This window comes from Lentzea waywayandensis (assembly GCF_900115955.1).
GTDB lineage: Bacteria > Actinomycetota > Actinomycetes > Mycobacteriales > Pseudonocardiaceae > Lentzea > Lentzea waywayandensis.
The window spans coordinates 146,885-164,953 of record NZ_FOYL01000002.1 but is presented as its reverse complement, the minus strand read 5'-3'; the positions used below and the strand labels follow the sequence as shown (position 1 = coordinate 164,953).

Sequence of the window (18,069 nt, the reverse complement as noted above, 5' to 3'; positions counted from 1 at the left end):
TCGATGCGCGCCACCCTGCTGGGCGCCGCGATCGCACTCGTCGCGGGCGTTGCCGTCGCAACGCCCGCGCACGCGGCCAACCCGATCATCACCTCGATCTACACCGCCGACCCGGCCCCGCTGGTCGTCGGCGACACGATGTACATCTACGCCGGACGCGACGAAGCGGCGTCCGGCGGGTCGAACTTCCTCATGCGCGAGTGGCGGGTGCTGTCGTCGACCGACGCGGCGAACTGGACCGATCGCGGCGTCAAGGCGAACACCGGCACGTTCCGCTGGGCCGGCGCGGACGCCTGGGCCAGTGAGGTCGAGCCCCGGGGCGGCAAGTACTACTGGTACACCTCCGTCAACGGCAACGGTGCCGGCTGGATGGACATCGGCGTCGCGGTCGGCGACAGCCCGCTCGGGCCGTTCACCGACGCCAAGGGCGGGCCGCTGGTCAGCGACAGCACGCCGAACTCCTCTGGGCTCAACATCGACCCCACCGTCTTCACCGACGACGACGGCCAGGCCTACCTGTACTGGGGCGGCTACTGGGGTGTGCGGGCGGCGAAGCTCAAGCCGAACATGATCGAGCTGGACGGCCCGGTCGTGACTCCGCAGGGGCTCGCGAACTACTGGGAGGCGCCGTTCCTGTTCAAGCGCAACGGCCTCTACTACATGATCTACGCGGCCAACGACACCAACGGCTGCGTCACGTCGTCCAGCTACGCGTGCCAGCGCTATGCCACCGCCACCAACCCGATGGGGCCGTGGACGCACAGGGGAGTGGTGCTCGGGCAGGTCTCGTCGACCACCAACCACGCGGGCGTCGCCCAGTTCAACGGCCAGTGGTACATGGTCTACCACAACGCGAACGCGCCGGGCGGCGGCAACTTCCGCCGGTCCGTGGCGGTGGACCTGTTGCGCTTCAACGCCGACGGCACCATGCAGCGGGTCACCCAGACCACCGCCGGTCCGCCGCCGAACCCAGGTACCGGTACAGGCGGCAACATCGCCGTCGGTGCGACAGCCGCAACGTCTTACGTATCGCCGTGGGAGACGCTCTCCGCGGTCAACGACGGCGGAACACCCGCGAGTTCGGCGGACCGCTCGAGTCCGGTGTACGGCAACTGGCCCGAGCAGGGCACGCAGTGGCTCGAGTACACCTGGCCGTCCGCGAGATCGGTCAACCGCACGGCCGTCTACTGGTTCGACGACGACCAGGGGATCGACCTGCCGGCGTCGTGCCGCGTCCAGTATTGGACCGGCAGCGCCTACGCCGACGTGCCCGGCCAGTCGTCCTGCTCGACGGCGGCGAACACCTTCAACACCGTCACGTTCCCCACCGTGTCCACGACCCGGTTGCGGTTGGACATCACCGCCAGGGCCGATCATTCGACGGGAGTCCTGGAATGGCAAGCCTTCGCCGCCTGACGGCACCCGCGCTGGCGCTGGCGCTGATCGCGGGGCAGACCGTGCCCGCCTCGGCCGCACAGCCCATCGGTTATCCGACGTTCACGGGTCCGTCCATCCCCGCGCCGCCGGTCGGGTACAGCACCGGCAGCACCATGCGCGCGATCTACGACGCGGAGAGCGCGGGCACCGACTTCTGGATGGACCGGCTGCTCGCCCGGCCCGGCAACGACCCGGCGGGCAACTTCCTGATGACCCGCGGCCGCGGGTTGTTCATGTACACCCACAACCCCGGCGTGATCGGGTTCGGCGGCAGGTCCGCCTACTGGGACGACCTGAGCGGCCAGAACGCGTACTCCGTCGCGGTGTCGCCGGGCAACTTCACCGAGCAGTCCGGCAGCCGGGTCCAGAAACCCAGTCACTACAGGGGTGTCTTCACCAGCGGGTCGATCCGGGTGGAGATGACGAAGTTCATCACGCACAACAACGTCGCCGTCACGAACCTGGCGATCGTCAACACGGGTGGTGCGGCCGCGACGGTGCAGTTGCGCGCGACCTCGCCCTACGCGACCACGGCGAGCGGCAGCGAGCTCACGGGCAGCAGGCCGGTGAAGAACAACCTCACCATGATCCGGCCACGCCTGTCCGGTGACGGGTTCGGCGTGAACAACGGCGGCCTGGACCGCTCGGTCACGGTCGGCGCCGGGCAGACCGTCACCACCAAGGTCGCCATGGGTTTCCTGACCACCGAGATCCCGGAGTCGTCGACCGAGTACCAGGCGTATCGCGGCTACTCGCCCGAAACCGCGTTCGCCACCCACGTGCGTGCCTACAACCGTTGGTGGGCAGACAACATCCCGTACATCGACGTGCCGGATGCCGCGATCAAGAAGAACATCTACTACCGCTGGTGGCTGATGCGCTTCAACCACCTCGACGTCGACATCCCCGGCCAGGACTACCAGTTCCCGATCTCCGTCGAGGGAGCCACGGGATACAACAACGCGATCGTGCTGACCCAGCCTATGCACATCGACGACCTCAAGTACCTGCGAGATCCCGTCTACTCCTACGGGCCGTGGCTCTCGGCCGGGCAGACGTCCCGTGGTGGCCGGTTCATGGACAACCCCGGCGACCCGGAGAACTGGTCTAATTCCTACACGCAGTACATCTCCGAGGCCGCGTGGCGCAGCTACCAGATCCACGGCGGCCAGCCGTCGATCGCCGCCCTGCTCGCCCGGTACGCGGAAGGCGACGCCAAGGGCCAGCTCTCGTTCTACGACACCAACAACAACGGAGTCATCGAGTACGACTGGGGCGCGCTCACCGGCAACGACGCCGACGCGGTGTCGTTCGACTGGAGGGCGGGCCGGCTCGACCGCGCGGAGACGGCGTACGTGTGGAGCGGAGCCGTTGCCGCACAACAGGCCTACGCGCTGGTCGGCAACACCGCCAAGGCCTCCGAGATGCAGGCGCTGGCCGACCGCATCCGTTCCGGCGTGATCACCACGCTGTGGAACCCGTCCAGGCAGCTGCTGGAGCACAAGCACGTCGCCACCAACACGCACGTCCCGTGGAAGGAGATCAACAACTACTATCCGTTCTCGGTCGGCCTGATGCCGAACACCGATCAGTACAAGCAGGCGCTGCGGCTCTTCGCGGACGCCGCCGAGTACCCGGTGTTCCCGTTCTACACCGCCAACCAGCGTGACAAGGCGGCGGCAGCGGCGGCTGGCCACCCCGGCTCGAACAACTTCTCCACGATCAACTCGACCGTGCAGTTCCGGCTCTACTCGTCGGTGCTGCGCAACTACCCGAACCAGTGGATGTCCGCGGACGACTACAAGAAGCTGCTGTACTGGAACGTCTGGGCGCAGTACATCGGCGGCAACACGCAGTGGCCCGACGCCAACGAGTTCTGGGCCGACTGGAACGGCAGCACGATCCAGTACCGGTCGTGGATCCACCACAACATCCTCGGCAGCGGAAACTGGACCGTGATCGAGGACGCCGCCGGTCTGCGGCCGCGCACCGACGGGCTGATCGAGCTGTCGCCGATCAACATCGGCTGGTCGCACTTCGCGGTCAACAACGTGCGGCACCGCAACGCGGACCTGAGCGTCGTGTGGGACGACCCCGCGGACGGCGTGACGCGCTACAACGGTGTTCCGCAGGGCTATTCCGTCTACCTCAACGGAACGCGTGCCTTCACCGTGGACCGCCTCACCCGCGTGCTCTACAACCCGGCGACGGGTCAGGTCACCCTGCCGTCCGGCGGCTCGGTGGTGTTCCAGACGGCGGTCGGGGGTGTGCAGGCTCCGCGCGACGTAGTCCAGAGCAGCGCACGGATGGTCGACGTGTTCGCCAAGGCAGGCGTCGACCTGACCTCCACGCGGCCGAACCTGGCCCAGGGCGCGGCGGTGTCGGCCTCCTACACCGCGTCAGGCACCTCGACGGGGGCGGCCGTGGACGGCTTCCCGATCAACGATCCGATCTGGGGCAGTTCCGGCTCGCCCAACGGCACGGACTGGTTCGAGGTCAACCTCGGACAGCAGCGCACGACCGGTGAGGTGCGGCTGTACTTCCGCGACGACCGGGCCGGCAACCGCTACCGGGCGCCCTCGTCCTACCAGGTCCAGTACTGGAACGGCAGCGCGTGGGCCGACGTGCCCGGGCTGGCCAGGACGCCGGCCTCGCCGCGGGCCAACTACAACCTCGCCCAGTTCAGCCCGATCAGCACACAACGGCTGCGAGTGGTGATGACCCACGCCTCCGGATTCCGGACCGGCCTGACGGAGATCAAGGTCCACTGATCACCTGGCGGAACCCCGGTGTTCACCCGCCGGGGTTCCGGCGATCGCCGGGTCGCGGCCGGCCCACCAGCCGGCCGCGACGACCAGGACCAGGCAGCCCGCCGCGAGGATCAGACCGAGTTGGATCGCGGTCCCGCGTTCGGGAGGCAGGCCCAGGGTCCAGCCGAAGAAAGGTCCGAGGAACGCCAGGCCGGTCAGCACGGCGGCGGCGTCGACCACCGCCGCGCGTGACCGGCGCACCGCTCCCTGCGCCATCGTGAGACTGATGCCGATGCCGGTCAGACACAGCGGGAGCAGCAGTTTGGGCATGGTCGACGTCCCGGAGCCGGAGGTGAAGAACACCACCGCGCCCGTGATCGGGATGGCTGCCAGAAAGAGGAAGACGAGCGGTAGCACCACGACGAGCACGTGTCCGAGCCTGGCGCGGGTCCGGCGGGCCGCGACCGACATCCCGATCAGCAGGGCGAGCAGGGTGATCATTCCGGCGTCGATCAGGTCGTCTCCGATCACCTGACCGAACCCGGTGAGCGGCGCGGGACGGATGTCCAGCCCGGTCGCCGCGATCACGACCGGCACGCGTCGCCACACGCCGTCGGCGCCGCGAACCGCGAGCCCTTCGACACCGTTGGCCACGATCACTTCGTGTCCACCTGGGACGGCGCGGACCAGGACGTCCACGCTGGCGATCTTGGACACCCGGTCCACCCCGCCAGGAAACGGGTGCTGGCGCTTGACGAACTCCCACCGGGCGGCCGGCACTTCCCAGGCAGTGCGCCAGGTCCGACCGGCGTCGGTCGTTTCGTCGACGCCCAGTAGCCGTCCGCCGCGTGGTGTCCCTTCAACGAGGTCGAGGTCACCGCCGCCGTGCACCTGATAGCAATGTGCGGCGTCATCGGGTACGCAGGCTTCAAGCTGCTGCCGCTCCGGCAACTGTCCGGACGGCGTCTCCGGCAGCGGCGTCCAGTCGCCGACACCGGAGTCGGAACCGTAGAACCGCTCGCCCACCTCGATGATCACCTGCCCGCCCACGATCTGGACGGAGTCCACCGACGGAAGCGTGTCGGAGGGCGCGGAAGTCGCGGCGACCGCCAGCACCGCGAACGGCATTGCGAGCACCACCCGCAACCGGTGAGCCGGGTGGTCCGGCAGTGGCGGGGCCGCCGCCGCCCGCCGCCAGGCCCACCAGGCGAGGCCCAGCGCGGGCAGCGCGACCAGGTCGCTCGGGTCGGCCAGAACGACCGAAGGTCCGTTGACGACAGACCACGCCGCCGACGCGACCTCGGCTCCCGTGCTGGTCAGCTTGACCCACGCGAATCCGGCTCCCGTCAGCAGCGTCGCCGCAGCGGCGCCGACCTGGCCGGCGCGGAACAGGCCGAACAACAGCCCCAGCACCGCCGGCGCCACCACCAGTCCGGCGAAGTCACTGAGTTTGCCGGTGACCAGGCCCGGCCACGCCTGTTTGAACACGTGGTCGTTGAGCAGCAGGACCGCAGTGGCCCCCATGGTCAGCGGATGCGCCACCCAGCGCAGGAGAACCCCAGCTCGCATGAGGCCAGCCTGCGTTGCCGTGATCACGGCAACGACTCAGCCCGGCGCCAGATCGGCCTAGGTGACCTCTCGGAGCAGACGTCGTCGTCGGCGGCGCGGAACTGTGCCGCTGCCTCGTCCGTGGCGGCGCTTCTGACAGGAATCGCTCTGCCGGGCAGAGCGTCGAAGTGTGCCCGCGCGGGTGCTGCGCGCCGACTGGCGGTGAAGCGAGGACCTATGTCACCGCGGAGGCGTGGCCAACCGCTCTGCCACGGCGCACTCAGAGGACAGAGTCTCGACGTATGAACGCAGCAGATGTGATGACCAGCCCGGCGGTCGTCGTGAACCCCGCAACAGCCGTCCGTTCGGCCAGCGCCGTACTCGGTGAGCACGGGTTCTCCGCCCTGCCGGTGGTGGACGACGAAGGCAGACTGGTCGGGATCGTGTCCGGTGCCGACCTTCTGCTGGCGGGCACGACGCCCGCGATGGCGAACGGGCCTGTCTCCCGGGTGATGCGCCGGCCGGTGATCAGCGCGTCGACCACGGCCACTCCCTCGGAACTGACCGCGACGATGCTCTCGCAGCGATTGCGGTGCCTGCCGATCGTGACGAACGGACAAACGCTCGTGGGCGTCGTCAGCCGCAGCGACCTGCTGCGCATCCTCACCCCGGAAGACGCGGTACTCGCGGCACGGGTCGAGATCGCCCTGCGGGCTTACAGCGGCGCTCCACGATGGACGGTGGAGGTCGACGACGGGGACGTGAACGTGTCCGGTCCGTTCGCGGACGAGGCCGAACGGAAGATCGTGGAAGCGCTGGTGCGGACGGTGCCCGGAGTGCGGAAGTCGGCCGTCGCGTCCTGACGACGGTGGGACGAAGATCCTGTGGTCCGCAGGGTTGCGGACGCTGCCAACCGCGACGCCGAACTCCATGAGCGAATCGACGTGGTCTCCGTGCGGCAAATGGGCGGGCACCAGGCGAGCTGTCCCGTCGTGGTCGTGAAGGCGGCAGAGCAGGCGACTCGAGGTAGAGGCGCGGACGATGGCGCCCCCAAGCACATGCCGACGGCTTCGACACCGCCGTTGTTCCACGGTCTCAAGGTCCAGCACGTGCGCGACGACGAGTTCAGGTGGGTCCAGCGCAGAATCGTGAGAGCCCGCATCGGCGCTCTGGCAGATGTTTCCTCACTCGCACACCATCGCCGAGTCAGCGAGGCGAGGCCGCCGCTCACCCGCCTGTGCGGCGGGCGGCGACGACGGCCTGGCCCAGGCTGATGCCACCGTCGTTCGCCGGCACCCGCTGATGAGTCAGGACGCGGAACCCGCGCCGGCGCAACCCGGCTGCGGTTCTCCGCAGCAGCAGCGCGTTCTGGAAGACGCCACCCGACAGTGCGACCGTCTGCAAGCCGGTGTGCTCCCGCAGCCGCGCGCAGCAGGTCACGACGGCATCGGCGAGGCCGTTGTGGAACCGTGCCGCGATCACCGCGCGATCGACTCCCGCGTGCAGGTCGGCCACGATCGCGTGCAGCAGATCCTCGCCGTGCACCACCAGGTCGTGGACCGCCGCCGGATAACCCTCCGAAGTGGACGGATCCGCGCACTGCTCCAGTTCGATCGCCGCCTGGCCCTCGTAGGTGATCTCGTCTCGCACGTCCAGCAGCGCGGCGGCGGCGTCGAACAACCGGCCGGCGCTGGACGTCAGTGGCGCGTTCACTCCGTTGCGGGCCATCGCCACTACTGCGGCCCATTGCGTCTTGTGGCGTCGTGTTACCGGTAGGTCTGCGTTCGGCAGGTATGCGGCTGCCATCCGCCACGGTTGCCTGACCGCCGCATCGCCGCCCGGCAGGGGGACGGGGCGCAGGTGTCCTGCCCGCTCGTACCCGGACAGGTCGGCGACCAGGAACTCGCCGCCCCAGATCGTGCCGTCGGGTCCGTAGCCGGTGCCGTCGAACGCCACTCCGATGACCGGGCCCGTTTCGCCGTTGTCCGCGAGGCAGGACGCGATGTGGGCGTGGTGGTGCTGGACACCGATCAGGTCGACGTCGTCCAGTTCACCGGCGTATCTGGTGGAGAGGTAGTCGGGGTGCAGATCGTGCGCCACGACCCGCGGGGTGATGCCGAACAGGCGCTGGAAGTGCTGGACGCTCTCGGTGAACGACACGTATGTCTCGTGATCGGTGAGGTCGCCGATGTGCTGAGACAGGAACGCGTGCGAACCCTTGGTGAGGCAGAACGTGTTCTTGAGTTCCGCGCCGCAGGCCAGCACCGGCTGGGGACAGGACAGCGGCAGCACGAGCGGTTCGGGTGCGTAGCCTCTGGAACGGCGCAGCACCGTGCCCGCGCGCACGACCGAGTCGTCGGCGCGGATGTGGATGGGGCGGTTGTGGGTCAGCACCGCGTCGGCGATGCCTGCCAGCCGGTCCGCATCGCGGTAGGCGATGGGTTCGTCCGAGATGTTGCCGCTGGTGAGCACGATGGGCTCGCCCAGGTCGCGCAGCAGCAGGTGGTGCAGCGGGGTGTAGGGCAGCATCAGCCCGAGTTCGCTCGTGGCGGGAGCCACCGCGGCGGAGATCCGTGCGTCGGCACGGCGTGGCAGCAGGACGATCGGACGGCGAGGGCCGGTCAGCTCGCGTTCGCCGATCTCGTCCACCTCGCAGAGTTCGGTCGCCTGTCGCAGGTCGGCGACCATCACCGCGAACGGTTTGTCCGCACGGTGTTTGCGGGCGCGCAACACCGCGGGGGCCGTGGGGTGTGCCGCGAGCACCGCGAGATGGAAGCCACCCAGCCCCTTGATCGCGAGCACCTGCCCGTCGGCGAGCCGGGCGACGGCGTCGCCCACCGGGTCGGTGCTGCCCCCGAGTTCGAGGCGAGGCCCGCAATCGGGGCAGCACGTCGGCTCGGCGTGGAACCGCCGGTCGGTGGGATCGGTGTACTCGGCCCCGCACGCCGCGCACATCGGGAAGTCCGCCATGGTGGTCCGCGGCCGGTCGTACGGCACCTCGCGGACGATGGTGAACCGCGGTCCGCAGTGCGTGCAGTTGACGAACGGGTACCGGTAGCGGCGATCTGCGGGGTCGAACAACTCGCGCAGGCAGTCCGCGCACGTGGCGAAGTCCGCTGACACCAGGGCGCCGTGCGCACCGCCGTCCCGGCTGGCGGCGATCTCAAACCCGTCGGCTCCGCGGGCCGCGCAGGCCGTGACGTGGACTCGGTCGATCCGCGCCAGCGGAGGGGGGTCGCGGGGGAGTGCGGACAGGAACTCGGTCACGTTCTCCTGTGTGCCCTCGATCTCGATGAACACCCCGGCGACGTCGTTGCCGACGCGGCCGGACAGCCGCAGCCCGGTGGCGAGCCGGTGCACGTACGGGCGGAAGCCGACTCCCTGGACGACGCCGGCGACCCGGAGATCCCTGCCGACGCGGCTCACCCGTCGGTGGCCGCGAGCATGGCGGTCATCGCGTCGTCCCAGGTGGCGAAGGCGTGCTCGGATCTGAAGCGCTGCAGGGCGTCCATCGTGTCGCGCCGGACCCGCAGCCACGCGCTGCCGGGGAAGTGCAGGTCGACGGTTTCCCGCCACACGCTGACCGGCAGTGCGAAGGAGGCCTCGTTGCTCCACGGCACCTGCCACACCCGCAGGTTGCCGTTCTGGCTGCCGAACACCGTGCCGCTGAACAACAACAGCAGCGGGATCTGGCCGTTGTCGAGCGCGTTGAAGTACTTGGTCGACGCGACCTCGAGGTCGTAGGTGCACGGCACGTCGAGGTCGACGAACGTGCTTCCGGTGAAGCCCGGCACCATGGTCGAGAGAGTCGCGAACGACACCGGCTTGAGGGTCTTCGTCCAACGTCCCGTGTCCCCGAAGAGATCGCTCAGGCGTTGTGCCTCGCCCGCCGAGTACGTCCTGCGTTGCGGTTCGATGCGGATCTGGCAGCGCAACGCCACCGCCTCGACGGGTGCGCCGGACCTCTCGACGACCCGCAGCCGCAGCGTCAGCCCCGGCACGGCCGCGTACCGGGTGGGCCAGGCGCCCTCGCACTCGAAGTGCAGCATGTCCATCAGCGCGCTCCTCCCGGCAGCCCGCCCGCCTTGGCGCGGATCTCCGCGAACAGCTCGTCGATGTGGTCGCGCACCTGGTCGCCACCGTCCATTCCGGACCAGTACAGCCGGACGGTGCCGACGAGCCGGTAGCACACGTCGATCGGCACCAGGTAGCAGTCGACGTCGTTCGCCCCGCGGCGGAAGAGGATCGCCTCGACGTCGGACTCCGCGGCCGCCACCAGGGGATGCGCGGCGGCGAACTCCGTCCAGAAACCGGGGTTCAGCGGCCGTTCGGTGGCCCCGGCGGGACTGGGGTGGAACGCGGTGATCCCGGCGTCGGCGCGGAGCACGAACGCCGAGCTCACCGGGATGTCCAGCCTCTCCCATTCGACCGGGGTGACCGGTCGCAGCGGATCCGCCAGGTAGCGCTCCGGCACCGCCCGGTACCTGCTGCGCCGAGCCGCGCCCTTGGTGAACAACAGGAAGCAGGCGCGGCACGCGCACATCAGGCTGCGGCGCCTGGTGTCCACGACGTGGCCGTGGCGTGCGGCGACAGGGGTTCCGCACATCTCGCACTGTTCCAGCTGGCGCATCTGCGCGGAACGTTGCTCCAGCAGGGTTCCTGGTGGGCGGGCGAAACGCTGAAGTCCGTGGCTCCCGTTCATGACGCGACCTCCAGCCGCCACCCTGGCGGTGGCCGCATACCGATCTGCAGCAACGTGTCAGGAGCGGCGGTGACGACCTCCACCCTGGTGGCCTCCGGCACCGCGTCGAGCACCGCCTGTTCGACCGTGCGCGCCGCCGCGGACCGGTGGCAGCCGCTCGCGGTGAGCCGGATGCGGACCACCCCGTCGGCGTCGATGCCCAGATTCTCCAGCGGGCCGAGGGCACCGAGCCCGTCGAGCACCCGACGGATGCGCGCCGATGCGTCGCGCGGGTGCAGGTCGTGCAGCAACAGCAGGTCCTCCAGCAGGTCGTCCTCGGCGATCCGGGCGACCAGCGCGGGGTCGTGCTCGCGCAGGATCGCGAGAACGCGTGCGAGTCCTTCGCCGTACAGAGCCATCAGCAAACGGACGAGCTCTTCGGCGGAGTCCCTGGCCGGCCCGGACCGCAGGGTGCCGAGCAACTCCTCGATGCGGTCGCCCGCCGCGCGGACGTCGTGGTTCACGACTCACCGCTGAAGGCGTGCGGGGTGTGGATCCTGGTCAGCGTCTTGCCCGCGCCGACCGTCATGTGGACACCGCAGGGCATGCACGGGTCGAAGCTGCGGATCGCGCGCATGATGTCGATGCCCTTGAAGTTCTCCTGGGAGTTCTCCTCGAAGATCGGCGTGTTCTGCACGGCGTCCTCGAACGGGCCGGGCGTGCCGAAGCTGTCGCGCACACTGGCGTTCCACGGCGTCGGCGGATACGGCTGGTAGTTCGCGATCCTGCCGTCCTTGATCACCATGTGGTGCGACAGCCCGCCGCGCACCGCCTCGGTGAACCCGACGCTGAACGCGTCATCGGGCACGGTGAACTCCGACCACGTGTCGGTCCGGCCGCCGCGGACCTCGGCCAGCGCCCGTTCGGAGAAGTGCAGGGCCATCGCCGCCGTGTAGGCCTGGAAGTAGGTGCGGGCCCGGTTGCGCTCGATCGCGTTGCTCCACCGCGGAATCCGCCATTCGAAGGTGGTCTCGGGCTTGGTCATGGTGCGCGGCAACGTGATCTGCACGCTGTGGCCGGTCGACTTCACGTAGTCGGTCTGCACCAGGCCTGCCAGCGCGGTGGTCCAGAGCCGGGCGAGCGGGCCGCCGCCGGTGTCCAGCGGGAGGTGGTCCGTGCCGTCGAACCACCGCGGTGACATCGTCCAGGAGTACTTGTCGCCGAAGTCGCGCTTGCCCGGCTTAGGGATGGTGTGCTGGTTCCAGGGGTGCCGCGCGTCGACCGGGTTGCCGAGCTCGTCGTGCGTGACGAACCGGTCCATGCCCTCCCAGTCGTCGTAGAAGGAGGAGCCGAGCAGGATCCGCATGCCGAGGTTGATGTCGACGAGGTCGGTCGTGACGAGCTTGCCGTCCACGACGATGCCTGGGGTGATGAACATCTTGCGGCCCCACGTCGCCATGTTGCGATACGTGAAGTCGCAGTGCTCGGGATCGTTGAGGCCGCCCCAGCACGCCAGCAGCACCCGCCTCCTGCCGACCTCCTCGTAGCCGGGCAGCGCCGTGTAGACGAAGTCGAAGAGATCGTCGTGCATCGGCACGACCTTCTTCATGAACTCCACGTACCGCATCAGCCGGGTGAGGTAGTCGGTGAACAGCTGCATCGTCGCCACCGTGCCGACGCCGCCGGGGTACAAAGTGGACGGATGGACGTGCCTGCCCTCCATGAGGCAGAACATCTCCCTGGCGTGCCGGGACACCTGCAGCGCCTCGCGGTAGAACTCGCCCTCCAGCGGGTTGAGCGAGCGCATGATGTCGCCGATCGTGCGGTACCCGTGCTCACCGGCGTGTGGCGCCTCGGTGCGGTTGGCCAGGTCGAGCACGCCGGGATTGGTCTCGCGGACCATCTTCTCGCAGTAGTCCACGCCGACCAGGTTCTCCTGGAAGATGTTGTGGTCGAACATGAACTCGGCGGCCTCGCCCAGGTTGATGATCCACTCCGCGAGGTGCGGCGGCCGGACGCCGTAGGCCATGTTCTGCGCGTAGACCGAGCAGGTGGCGTGGTTGTCACCGCAGATGCCGCAGATGCGGCTGGTGATGAAGTGCGCGTCCCGCGGGTCCTTGCCCTTCATGAAGACGCTGTAGCCGCGAAAGATCGACGACGTGCTGTAGCACTCCACCACGCGCTTCTGCGCCCAGTCGATCTTCGTGTGGATGCCGAGGCTGCCCACGATCCGGGTGATCGGGTCCCAGGTCATCTCGACCAGGCCGGGTTTGTCGGAGCTCATCGCGCCACCCGGATCTCCCGCAGCACGCGGATCGCGGTGCCGGACACGGCGCGGACGGGCGCGGGCGTGTTCCCGCCGGCCGGATGTTCCATGAACGGCATGAACTTGTCCGGGAAGCCGGGCATGGTGCAGGCGATGCAGATGCCGCCGACGTTGGGGCAGCCGCCGATGCCGTTGATCCAGCCGCGCTTGGGCACGTTGCACTTGACGACCTGGCCCCAGCACCCGAGTTTCACCAGGCACTTGGGCGATCCGTGCCGTTCGGCGAACTCGTCCTGCTCGTAGTAGCCCGCGCGGTCGCACCCCTCGTGCACCGTCGTCTCGAACAGCCAGCGCGGCCGCAGCGCCTCGTCGAGGTCGATCGCGGGCGCGCGGCCGGCGACCTGGTAGAGCAGGTGCAGGATCGTCTCCGAGAGGTTGTCGGGCTGGACGGGACAGCCGGGCACCACCACGATCGGGATGCCGTCCTTGGACTTCCAGTCCCAGCCGAGGTAGTCCGGCACGCCCATCGCACCGGTCGGGTTGCCCGCCATCGCGTGGATGCCGCCGTAGCCGGCGCAGGTACCGACGGCGAGCACCGCGGTGGCCTTGGGCGCCAGGCGGTCGAGCCACTCGCTGGTCGTCACCGGCTGGCCGGTGCCGGGGTCGGTGCCGAAGCCGCACCAGTAGCCCTCGGTCTTGTTCGTCTCGTCCGGCACCGAGCCTTCGACGACGAGCACGAACGGGTCGAGCTCACCGCGGTCGGCCTTGTGCCACCACTCGATGAAGCTGTCCGCGCCGCTGTCGGGACCGCACTCGAAGTCGAGGAACGGCCAGTGCATGGCGATTCGGGGCAGTCCGGGCAACCCGCCGAGCACTATCTCCTCGATGCTGGGCTGCGTGGCCGCGGTCAACGCCACGGATTCGCCATCGCAGCCGAGGCCGCCGTTCAACCACAGCACGTGCACGACGGGTTCGGGGTCGACCGGGGCCTGTGGTCTGTCGCCGGGCTCCTGCTCGGCCCTGGTCATCTCGGTTCACCTCCGCTGGAAACGCCGCGGAGAAGCAAGAACGGTGATTTTATTCTTGCCGGGTCCGGGGCGAGGCAACGCTAGACCTTTCCGTGCATCCAGGGCAAGACTGAACTGTCATTGGACTGGACAATGCTGACCCGCTGGGGAATTCGGGCGGAGGGGTAGGCTCGTACGTCGCGGGAAGGGATTGGTGGCGTGGCTGAGTCGATCGAGATCATGCCGATCGTGGTGCTCACGCGCGTGTTCCGCGCCAGGCCGTCCTCGGTGTCGGAAATCCACGAGTTCCTGCGCGATTGTTTGGCCGAGGCGCCGTTGTCCGAGGTGGACAACCGTGAGCTGGGCAGGACGGTCCTGCGGGTGCTGCTCGAGGCCGCCGGCCCGTCCGGGCAGATCCAGGTTTCCTGCCGGACCTATCCCGACCGGGTCGAGTTCGACGTGCTGCCGTCGGAGACCGCACACCTTCACTCGGATGGCCGCCCTCCGGACGGGTCGACTACGACCAGGTCAGAAGTGTCCCGGGCGACGGATCCGGTCGCCGCGGTGGAGAGCTTCGCCGAGTGGATCACCGAGGTGCTGCGCCGCGAGGGGATGACCAGGGAGGCGGCCGCGAAGCAGCTCGGAGTGTCGGTCAAGACCGTGAGTCGCTGGGCGGGCGGCGAGACCGAACCGAGGCTGCGTGAGCTGCGCCGAGTCCAGGACAGGTTCGGCGACTTACCGTTTCGCTGAGCGCCGAAAAACGTGGCCGGTCTTTTCTGAAAGTTCTTCAGGTGTGACCAGGGGATTTCTTTGTCACCCGGAATACTGGCGCTCTTGCGTGCCCGTACGGTCGTGAAGTAGAAATCCTCCCTGCGGTTGCGGAATCCGCTCCGACATCGAAGAAGGGCTCGTGGCAAAACCTTCGACTACAGATCGTGCCGACCGATTCAACGAATTGTCACTACGTCGAACCGGTCCTCTGATCGACCTCGCCGAGCAGGCCGGTGAAATCACGCGAACCTGTCGTCGGATGGCTGAACGGTTCAGGGCCGGCGGCAAGCTCGTCGTCTTCGGCAACGGCGGCCCCAGCACAGACGCCCAGCACGTCGCGGTGGAGTTCGTCCACCCGGTGATCATGGGCAAGCGCGCCCTGCCCGCCCTCTCGCTGACTTCGGACGTCGCCACGCTCACGGGCGTCGCGGCCCGTGCCGGGTTCGCCGAGGCGTTCGCACACCAGATTCGTTGCCTGGGTGAACCTTCGGACATCGCGCTGGGGCTCTCCGCCGATGGCGAGTGCGAGAACGTGCTGCGCGCCCTGGAGGTCGCGCGGGAGGCGGGGATGCTCACCGTCGCACTGGCGGGCGGTGATGGGGGGACGATCGCCGCGACCGGAGCCGCTGATCACGTGCTGATCGCGAGGTCCGCGGACCCGTTGGTGGTGAAGGAAGTCCACGTGACCACGTACCACCTGCTGTGGGAGCTGACGCACGTGTTCCTCGAACGAGCGGGTGTGGCATGAGCACGCCAGGCTGTTCGGACGACGTCTGCGTCACGTGCTCGGACACGGCCACGCCCGCGACCGTGCTGAGTCTGCTCGACGACGAGATGGCGCTCGTGCGGTTCGAGGACGGCGAACGTGAGGTGAGCGTCGCGCTCGTGACCGCGGACGTCGGCGACCGGGTGCTCGTGCACGCGGGTGAGGCCATCTCGGTACTGCCTGGTGGTGCCGCGTGACCGAGTCGCTGTATCCCTTCCTGCACGCCCCGTCGTCCGATGTGGACGAACTGGTGGCGCAGGTGCGTGCGTCCACAGTGGCCAAGGTGCACGAGGCCGTCCGGTTGCGCGAAGAGGTGTTCGAGCGGGAACGAGAGCGCCTCGCGGTGTGCGCCCGTGCGATGGCCGAGCGGTTCGCGGCGGGTGGACGGCTGCTCGCGTTCGGCAACGGTGGCAGCTCCACCGACGCCCAGGACCTGGCGAGCCTGTTCCTCAACCCGCCGGGCGAAGCGCGGCCGTTGCCCGCGTTCGGGCTGACCAACGACATCGCGGTGATCACCGCGCTGAGCAACGACGTCGGGTTCGACGTGGTGTTCTCCCGCCAGGTCGCGGCCTTCGGCCGAAAAGGCGACATCGCGGTGGGATTGTCCACCAGCGGCAACTCGACGAACCTCCTGCCCGCCTTCGACGAGGCGCGAAGGCGCGGGCTGCTCACTGTCGGCTTCACGGGTGGAGACGGTGGCCGGATGGCCGAGTCGCCCGCCATCGACCACCTGTTCGTCGTGCCGTCCGCCTCGGTGCACCGGATCCAGGAGACGCAGACAGCGCTCTACCACGTGCTGTGGGAGCTGGTGACGTCATGACGGACGTGATGGCACAGGCGAAGGCGATCGCCGACGCCGTCCTGTACGAGGGGTACCTGCTCTACCCGTACCGCGCGTCCGCGGCCAAGAACCAGCTGCGCTGGCAGTGGGGTGTGCTCATGCCACCGTCGTACACCGGCGAGCACCACGACACGCGGGCGGAACTGCTGATGGTGCCGGCCGCGGCGGCGACCCTGCACGTGCGGCTTCGTTTCCTGCACCTGCAGTCGCGGGTGGTGGAGGTGCCCGATGGCGCCGGCCACCGCGCGGTGCCGTCCGTCACGGTCGCGGGTCTCGAGCACACCACCTGGGAGGAGGCGGTGGAGCGCGAGATCGACGTGGAGGTCGGCGTGGCCGACCTCGTCGAGCGCGGCACCCGCGTGCCGTTCGAGGTGGACGGTGGCGGAGAGGCCGAGGAGATCGTGGGAGGCGGCGGTGCGCGGGTCGTGCGCACGCGCTGGACTCTGAGGGGTGATCTGCGGCTGCGTGCGGATCCTGTTCCGGGGCGGCCCGGTGCGCTGCGACTGCGGGTGTGGGTGCGGAACACCTCCCCGTGGGCGGCCGCGGAGGTCGGCCGGCAGGACGCGCTCAAGCGGGCGTTGATCGCCACCCACACGCTGCTCCGGTTGTCGGGCGGAGGTTTCCTGTCGCTGGTGAACCCGCCGGAGTGGGCGGCCGCCGCGGTGCAGGGCTGTCGCAACGAGCGGACGTGGCCGGTGCTGGTGGGGGAGCCGGGGCGGGACGACACGGTGCTGTGCGCCCCGATCATCCTGTACGACCACCCGAGAATCGCCGAGCAGAGCCCCGGCGAGACGTTCGACGCCACCGAGATCGACGAGCTGCTCGCGTTGAGAACGATGACGCTCACACCGGAGGAGAAGCGTCAGGCGCGGGCCACCGACGTCCGAGCCGCGGAGTTGCTCGACCGGGTCGACGGTCTGCCGCCGGAACAGCTCGAACGGCTGCACGGCACCATGCGCCAGGAGCAGGTGGAGGAAGAACACCTGCTGCTCGACGGGGTGACCGTGGGCAAGGGATCCAGGGTGCGGTTGCGGCCCGTCCGCAAGGCCGACGCGCACGACATGTTCCTGGCGGGCCGCGTCGCCGTGGTGCACAAGGTCATGTCCGATGTGGACGGTGGCACCCATCTCGCGGTGACGCTGGAGGACGACCTCGGCGCGGACCTGCTCGCCGCGACCGGGCTGTACCGGTACTTCGGCCCGGAGGAGGTCGATCCGCTGTGAGCGGCCCGGCTTCCCGTCCCGGCGGTGTGCTGGTCGCCGGGATCGGCAACATCTTCCTCGGTGACGACGGGTTCGGCGTCGAGGTCGCGCGCAGGCTGGCCGGTGTCGAGCTGCCGCCGTGGGTCACGGTCGCCGACTACGGCGTGCGCGGCATGCATCTGGCCTACGACCTGGCCGCCGCGGACCACGAACTGACGATCCTGGTCGACGCGACCGAACGGGGCGACGAGGCGGGCACCGTCTACGTGATCGAGCTCGACACGTCGTCACGGACAGCGCGGCCGTGCCTGGACGCGCACGGCATGCAACCGGACGTCGTGCTCGACCTGCTGGCACTGCTCGGCCACGTGCCGAAGCGCGTGCTGCTGGTCGGCTGCGAGCCGGCGGTGGTCGACCACCGGATGGGCCTGAGCCCCGCCGTCGAGCGGGCCGTCGGTACCGCGGTGGCCGCGGTGACCGAGCTCGTCACGAACCACGACAGGTGAGGAGCGGACATGTGCCTCGGGATCCCGGGGGAGGTCGTGGAGATCCTCACCGACCGCCAGGACCTCGCGAAGGTGGACGTGTGCGGCGTGCGGCGCGCCATCAACATCGGCCTGCTGGCCGACGAGGACGTGCGTCCCGGCGACTGGGTGCTGATCCACGTCGGCTTCGCGCTCTCCAAGATCGACGAGGAGGAGGCCCAGGCGGCACTGGACTTCCTCGAAGGCCTCGGCAAGGCCTACCAGGACGAGATGGACGCACTGCGGGACTCCCGCATCGACTAGAAGGTTGCGCGA

At 69.1% G+C, this 18,069-nt stretch carries 17 protein-coding genes; 10 read left to right on the top strand and 7 right to left on the bottom strand.

Annotation, left to right across the window (positions count from 1 at the left end; all coding sequences use genetic code 11):
• The first annotated feature begins 3 nt into the window (after positions 1-3).
• Positions 4-1,416, top strand: coding sequence for a glycoside hydrolase family 43 protein (locus BM417_RS05695; protein ID WP_093588730.1), 1,413 nt, complete (start codon positions 4-6; stop codon positions 1,414-1,416).
• The gene (locus BM417_RS05690; protein ID WP_093588729.1) at positions 1,395-4,208 is read left to right on the top strand and encodes a discoidin domain-containing protein; all 2,814 of its coding nucleotides are present in this window, start codon (positions 1,395-1,397) and stop codon (positions 4,206-4,208) included. The genes BM417_RS05695 and BM417_RS05690 overlap by 22 nt, the downstream gene beginning before the upstream one ends.
• Here the strand turns inward: BM417_RS05690 and BM417_RS47610 are convergent, their stop codons facing one another.
• Positions 4,209-5,756 (bottom strand): hypothetical protein, encoded by a 1,548-nt coding sequence (locus BM417_RS47610; RefSeq protein ID WP_093588728.1) that lies wholly within the window; start codon positions 5,754-5,756, stop codon positions 4,209-4,211.
• Positions 5,757-6,037: 281 nt separating this feature from the next.
• Between BM417_RS47610 and BM417_RS05680 the strand changes: the two genes are divergently transcribed.
• Complete coding sequence (locus tag BM417_RS05680; protein WP_093588727.1) at positions 6,038-6,598, top strand: CBS domain-containing protein; 561 nt, start codon at positions 6,038-6,040, stop codon at positions 6,596-6,598.
• 364 nt (positions 6,599-6,962) lie between these two features.
• Here BM417_RS05680 and hypF read toward each other — a convergent pair whose 3' ends face one another.
• From hypF to BM417_RS05650, 6 genes are read right to left on the bottom strand one after another with little or no spacing between them, the layout of a single operon-like run.
• Positions 6,963-9,161 carry a carbamoyltransferase HypF gene (hypF, locus tag BM417_RS05675; RefSeq protein ID WP_093588726.1) on the bottom strand — a complete coding sequence of 733 codons (2,199 nt, stop codon included), beginning with the start codon at positions 9,159-9,161 and terminating at the stop codon, positions 6,963-6,965.
• Positions 9,158-9,790: a DUF6084 family protein gene (locus tag BM417_RS05670; RefSeq protein WP_093588725.1), complete on the bottom strand. Its 633-nt coding sequence runs from the start codon at positions 9,788-9,790 to the stop codon at positions 9,158-9,160. Before BM417_RS05670 ends, hypF begins: the two co-directional genes overlap by 4 nt.
• Positions 9,790-10,437: a DUF5947 family protein gene (locus BM417_RS05665; protein WP_245821723.1), complete on the bottom strand. Its 648-nt coding sequence runs from the start codon at positions 10,435-10,437 to the stop codon at positions 9,790-9,792. Before BM417_RS05665 ends, BM417_RS05670 begins: the two co-directional genes overlap by 1 nt.
• A complete protein-coding gene (locus tag BM417_RS05660; protein WP_093588723.1) occupies positions 10,434-10,940 on the bottom strand; it encodes a hypothetical protein in 507 nt (168 codons plus the stop codon). Before BM417_RS05660 ends, BM417_RS05665 begins: the two co-directional genes overlap by 4 nt.
• Entirely contained in the window at positions 10,937-12,700 is a 1,764-nt protein-coding gene (locus tag BM417_RS05655; protein ID WP_093588722.1) for a nickel-dependent hydrogenase large subunit, read from the bottom strand. The genes BM417_RS05660 and BM417_RS05655 overlap by 4 nt, the downstream gene beginning before the upstream one ends.
• Positions 12,697-13,710, bottom strand: a complete 1,014-nt coding sequence (locus BM417_RS05650) for an NADH-quinone oxidoreductase subunit B family protein (protein ID WP_093588721.1) — start codon at positions 13,708-13,710, stop codon at positions 12,697-12,699. Before BM417_RS05650 ends, BM417_RS05655 begins: the two co-directional genes overlap by 4 nt.
• Before the next feature lie 198 nt (positions 13,711-13,908).
• Here BM417_RS05650 and BM417_RS05645 point away from each other — a divergent pair, with 198 nt between their 5' ends.
• The 7 genes from BM417_RS05645 to BM417_RS05615 all read left to right on the top strand — a co-directional run bounded on the left by BM417_RS05645 (position 13,909) and on the right by BM417_RS05615 (position 18,057).
• Entirely contained in the window at positions 13,909-14,439 is a 531-nt protein-coding gene (locus BM417_RS05645) for a helix-turn-helix domain-containing protein (RefSeq protein WP_245821722.1), read from the top strand.
• Between the two features lie 160 nt (positions 14,440-14,599).
• Positions 14,600-15,208 (top strand): D-sedoheptulose-7-phosphate isomerase, encoded by a 609-nt coding sequence (locus tag BM417_RS05640; protein WP_093588720.1) that lies wholly within the window; start codon positions 14,600-14,602, stop codon positions 15,206-15,208.
• Positions 15,205-15,423 carry a HypC/HybG/HupF family hydrogenase formation chaperone gene (locus BM417_RS05635; RefSeq protein ID WP_093588719.1) on the top strand — a complete coding sequence of 73 codons (219 nt, stop codon included), beginning with the start codon at positions 15,205-15,207 and terminating at the stop codon, positions 15,421-15,423. Before BM417_RS05640 ends, BM417_RS05635 begins: the two co-directional genes overlap by 4 nt.
• A complete protein-coding gene (locus BM417_RS05630; protein WP_093588718.1) occupies positions 15,420-16,046 on the top strand; it encodes a D-sedoheptulose-7-phosphate isomerase in 627 nt (208 codons plus the stop codon). The genes BM417_RS05635 and BM417_RS05630 overlap by 4 nt, the downstream gene beginning before the upstream one ends.
• Positions 16,043-17,290, top strand: coding sequence for a hypothetical protein (locus BM417_RS05625; RefSeq protein ID WP_093588717.1), 1,248 nt, complete (start codon positions 16,043-16,045; stop codon positions 17,288-17,290). Before BM417_RS05630 ends, BM417_RS05625 begins: the two co-directional genes overlap by 4 nt.
• Positions 17,287-17,775, top strand: a complete 489-nt coding sequence (locus tag BM417_RS05620) for a hydrogenase maturation protease (RefSeq protein ID WP_093588716.1) — start codon at positions 17,287-17,289, stop codon at positions 17,773-17,775. Before BM417_RS05625 ends, BM417_RS05620 begins: the two co-directional genes overlap by 4 nt.
• A gap of 9 nt (positions 17,776-17,784) precedes the next feature.
• A complete protein-coding gene (locus tag BM417_RS05615; RefSeq protein WP_093588715.1) occupies positions 17,785-18,057 on the top strand; it encodes a HypC/HybG/HupF family hydrogenase formation chaperone in 273 nt (90 codons plus the stop codon).
• Positions 18,058-18,069: the final 12 nt, after the last annotated feature.

Coding starts and splice junctions, on each gene's coding strand:
- BM417_RS05670 (WP_093588725.1), bottom strand. CDS start 9,790: ATGGACATGCTGCACTTCGAGTGCGAGGGCGCCTGGCCCACCCGGTAC.
- BM417_RS05680 (WP_093588727.1), top strand. CDS start 6,038: ATGAACGCAGCAGATGTGATGACCAGCCCGGCGGTCGTCGTGAACCCC.
- BM417_RS05625 (WP_093588717.1), top strand. CDS start 16,043: ATGACGGACGTGATGGCACAGGCGAAGGCGATCGCCGACGCCGTCCTG.
- BM417_RS05615 (WP_093588715.1), top strand. CDS start 17,785: ATGTGCCTCGGGATCCCGGGGGAGGTCGTGGAGATCCTCACCGACCGC.
- BM417_RS47610 (WP_093588728.1), bottom strand. CDS start 5,756: ATGCGAGCTGGGGTTCTCCTGCGCTGGGTGGCGCATCCGCTGACCATG.
- BM417_RS05635 (WP_093588719.1), top strand. CDS start 15,205: ATGAGCACGCCAGGCTGTTCGGACGACGTCTGCGTCACGTGCTCGGAC.
- BM417_RS05690 (WP_093588729.1), top strand. CDS start 1,395: ATGGCAAGCCTTCGCCGCCTGACGGCACCCGCGCTGGCGCTGGCGCTG.
- BM417_RS05695 (WP_093588730.1), top strand. CDS start 4: ATGCGCGCCACCCTGCTGGGCGCCGCGATCGCACTCGTCGCGGGCGTT.
- BM417_RS05655 (WP_093588722.1), bottom strand. CDS start 12,700: ATGAGCTCCGACAAACCCGGCCTGGTCGAGATGACCTGGGACCCGATC.
- BM417_RS05650 (WP_093588721.1), bottom strand. CDS start 13,710: ATGACCAGGGCCGAGCAGGAGCCCGGCGACAGACCACAGGCCCCGGTC.
- BM417_RS05665 (WP_245821723.1), bottom strand. CDS start 10,437: ATGAACGGGAGCCACGGACTTCAGCGTTTCGCCCGCCCACCAGGAACC.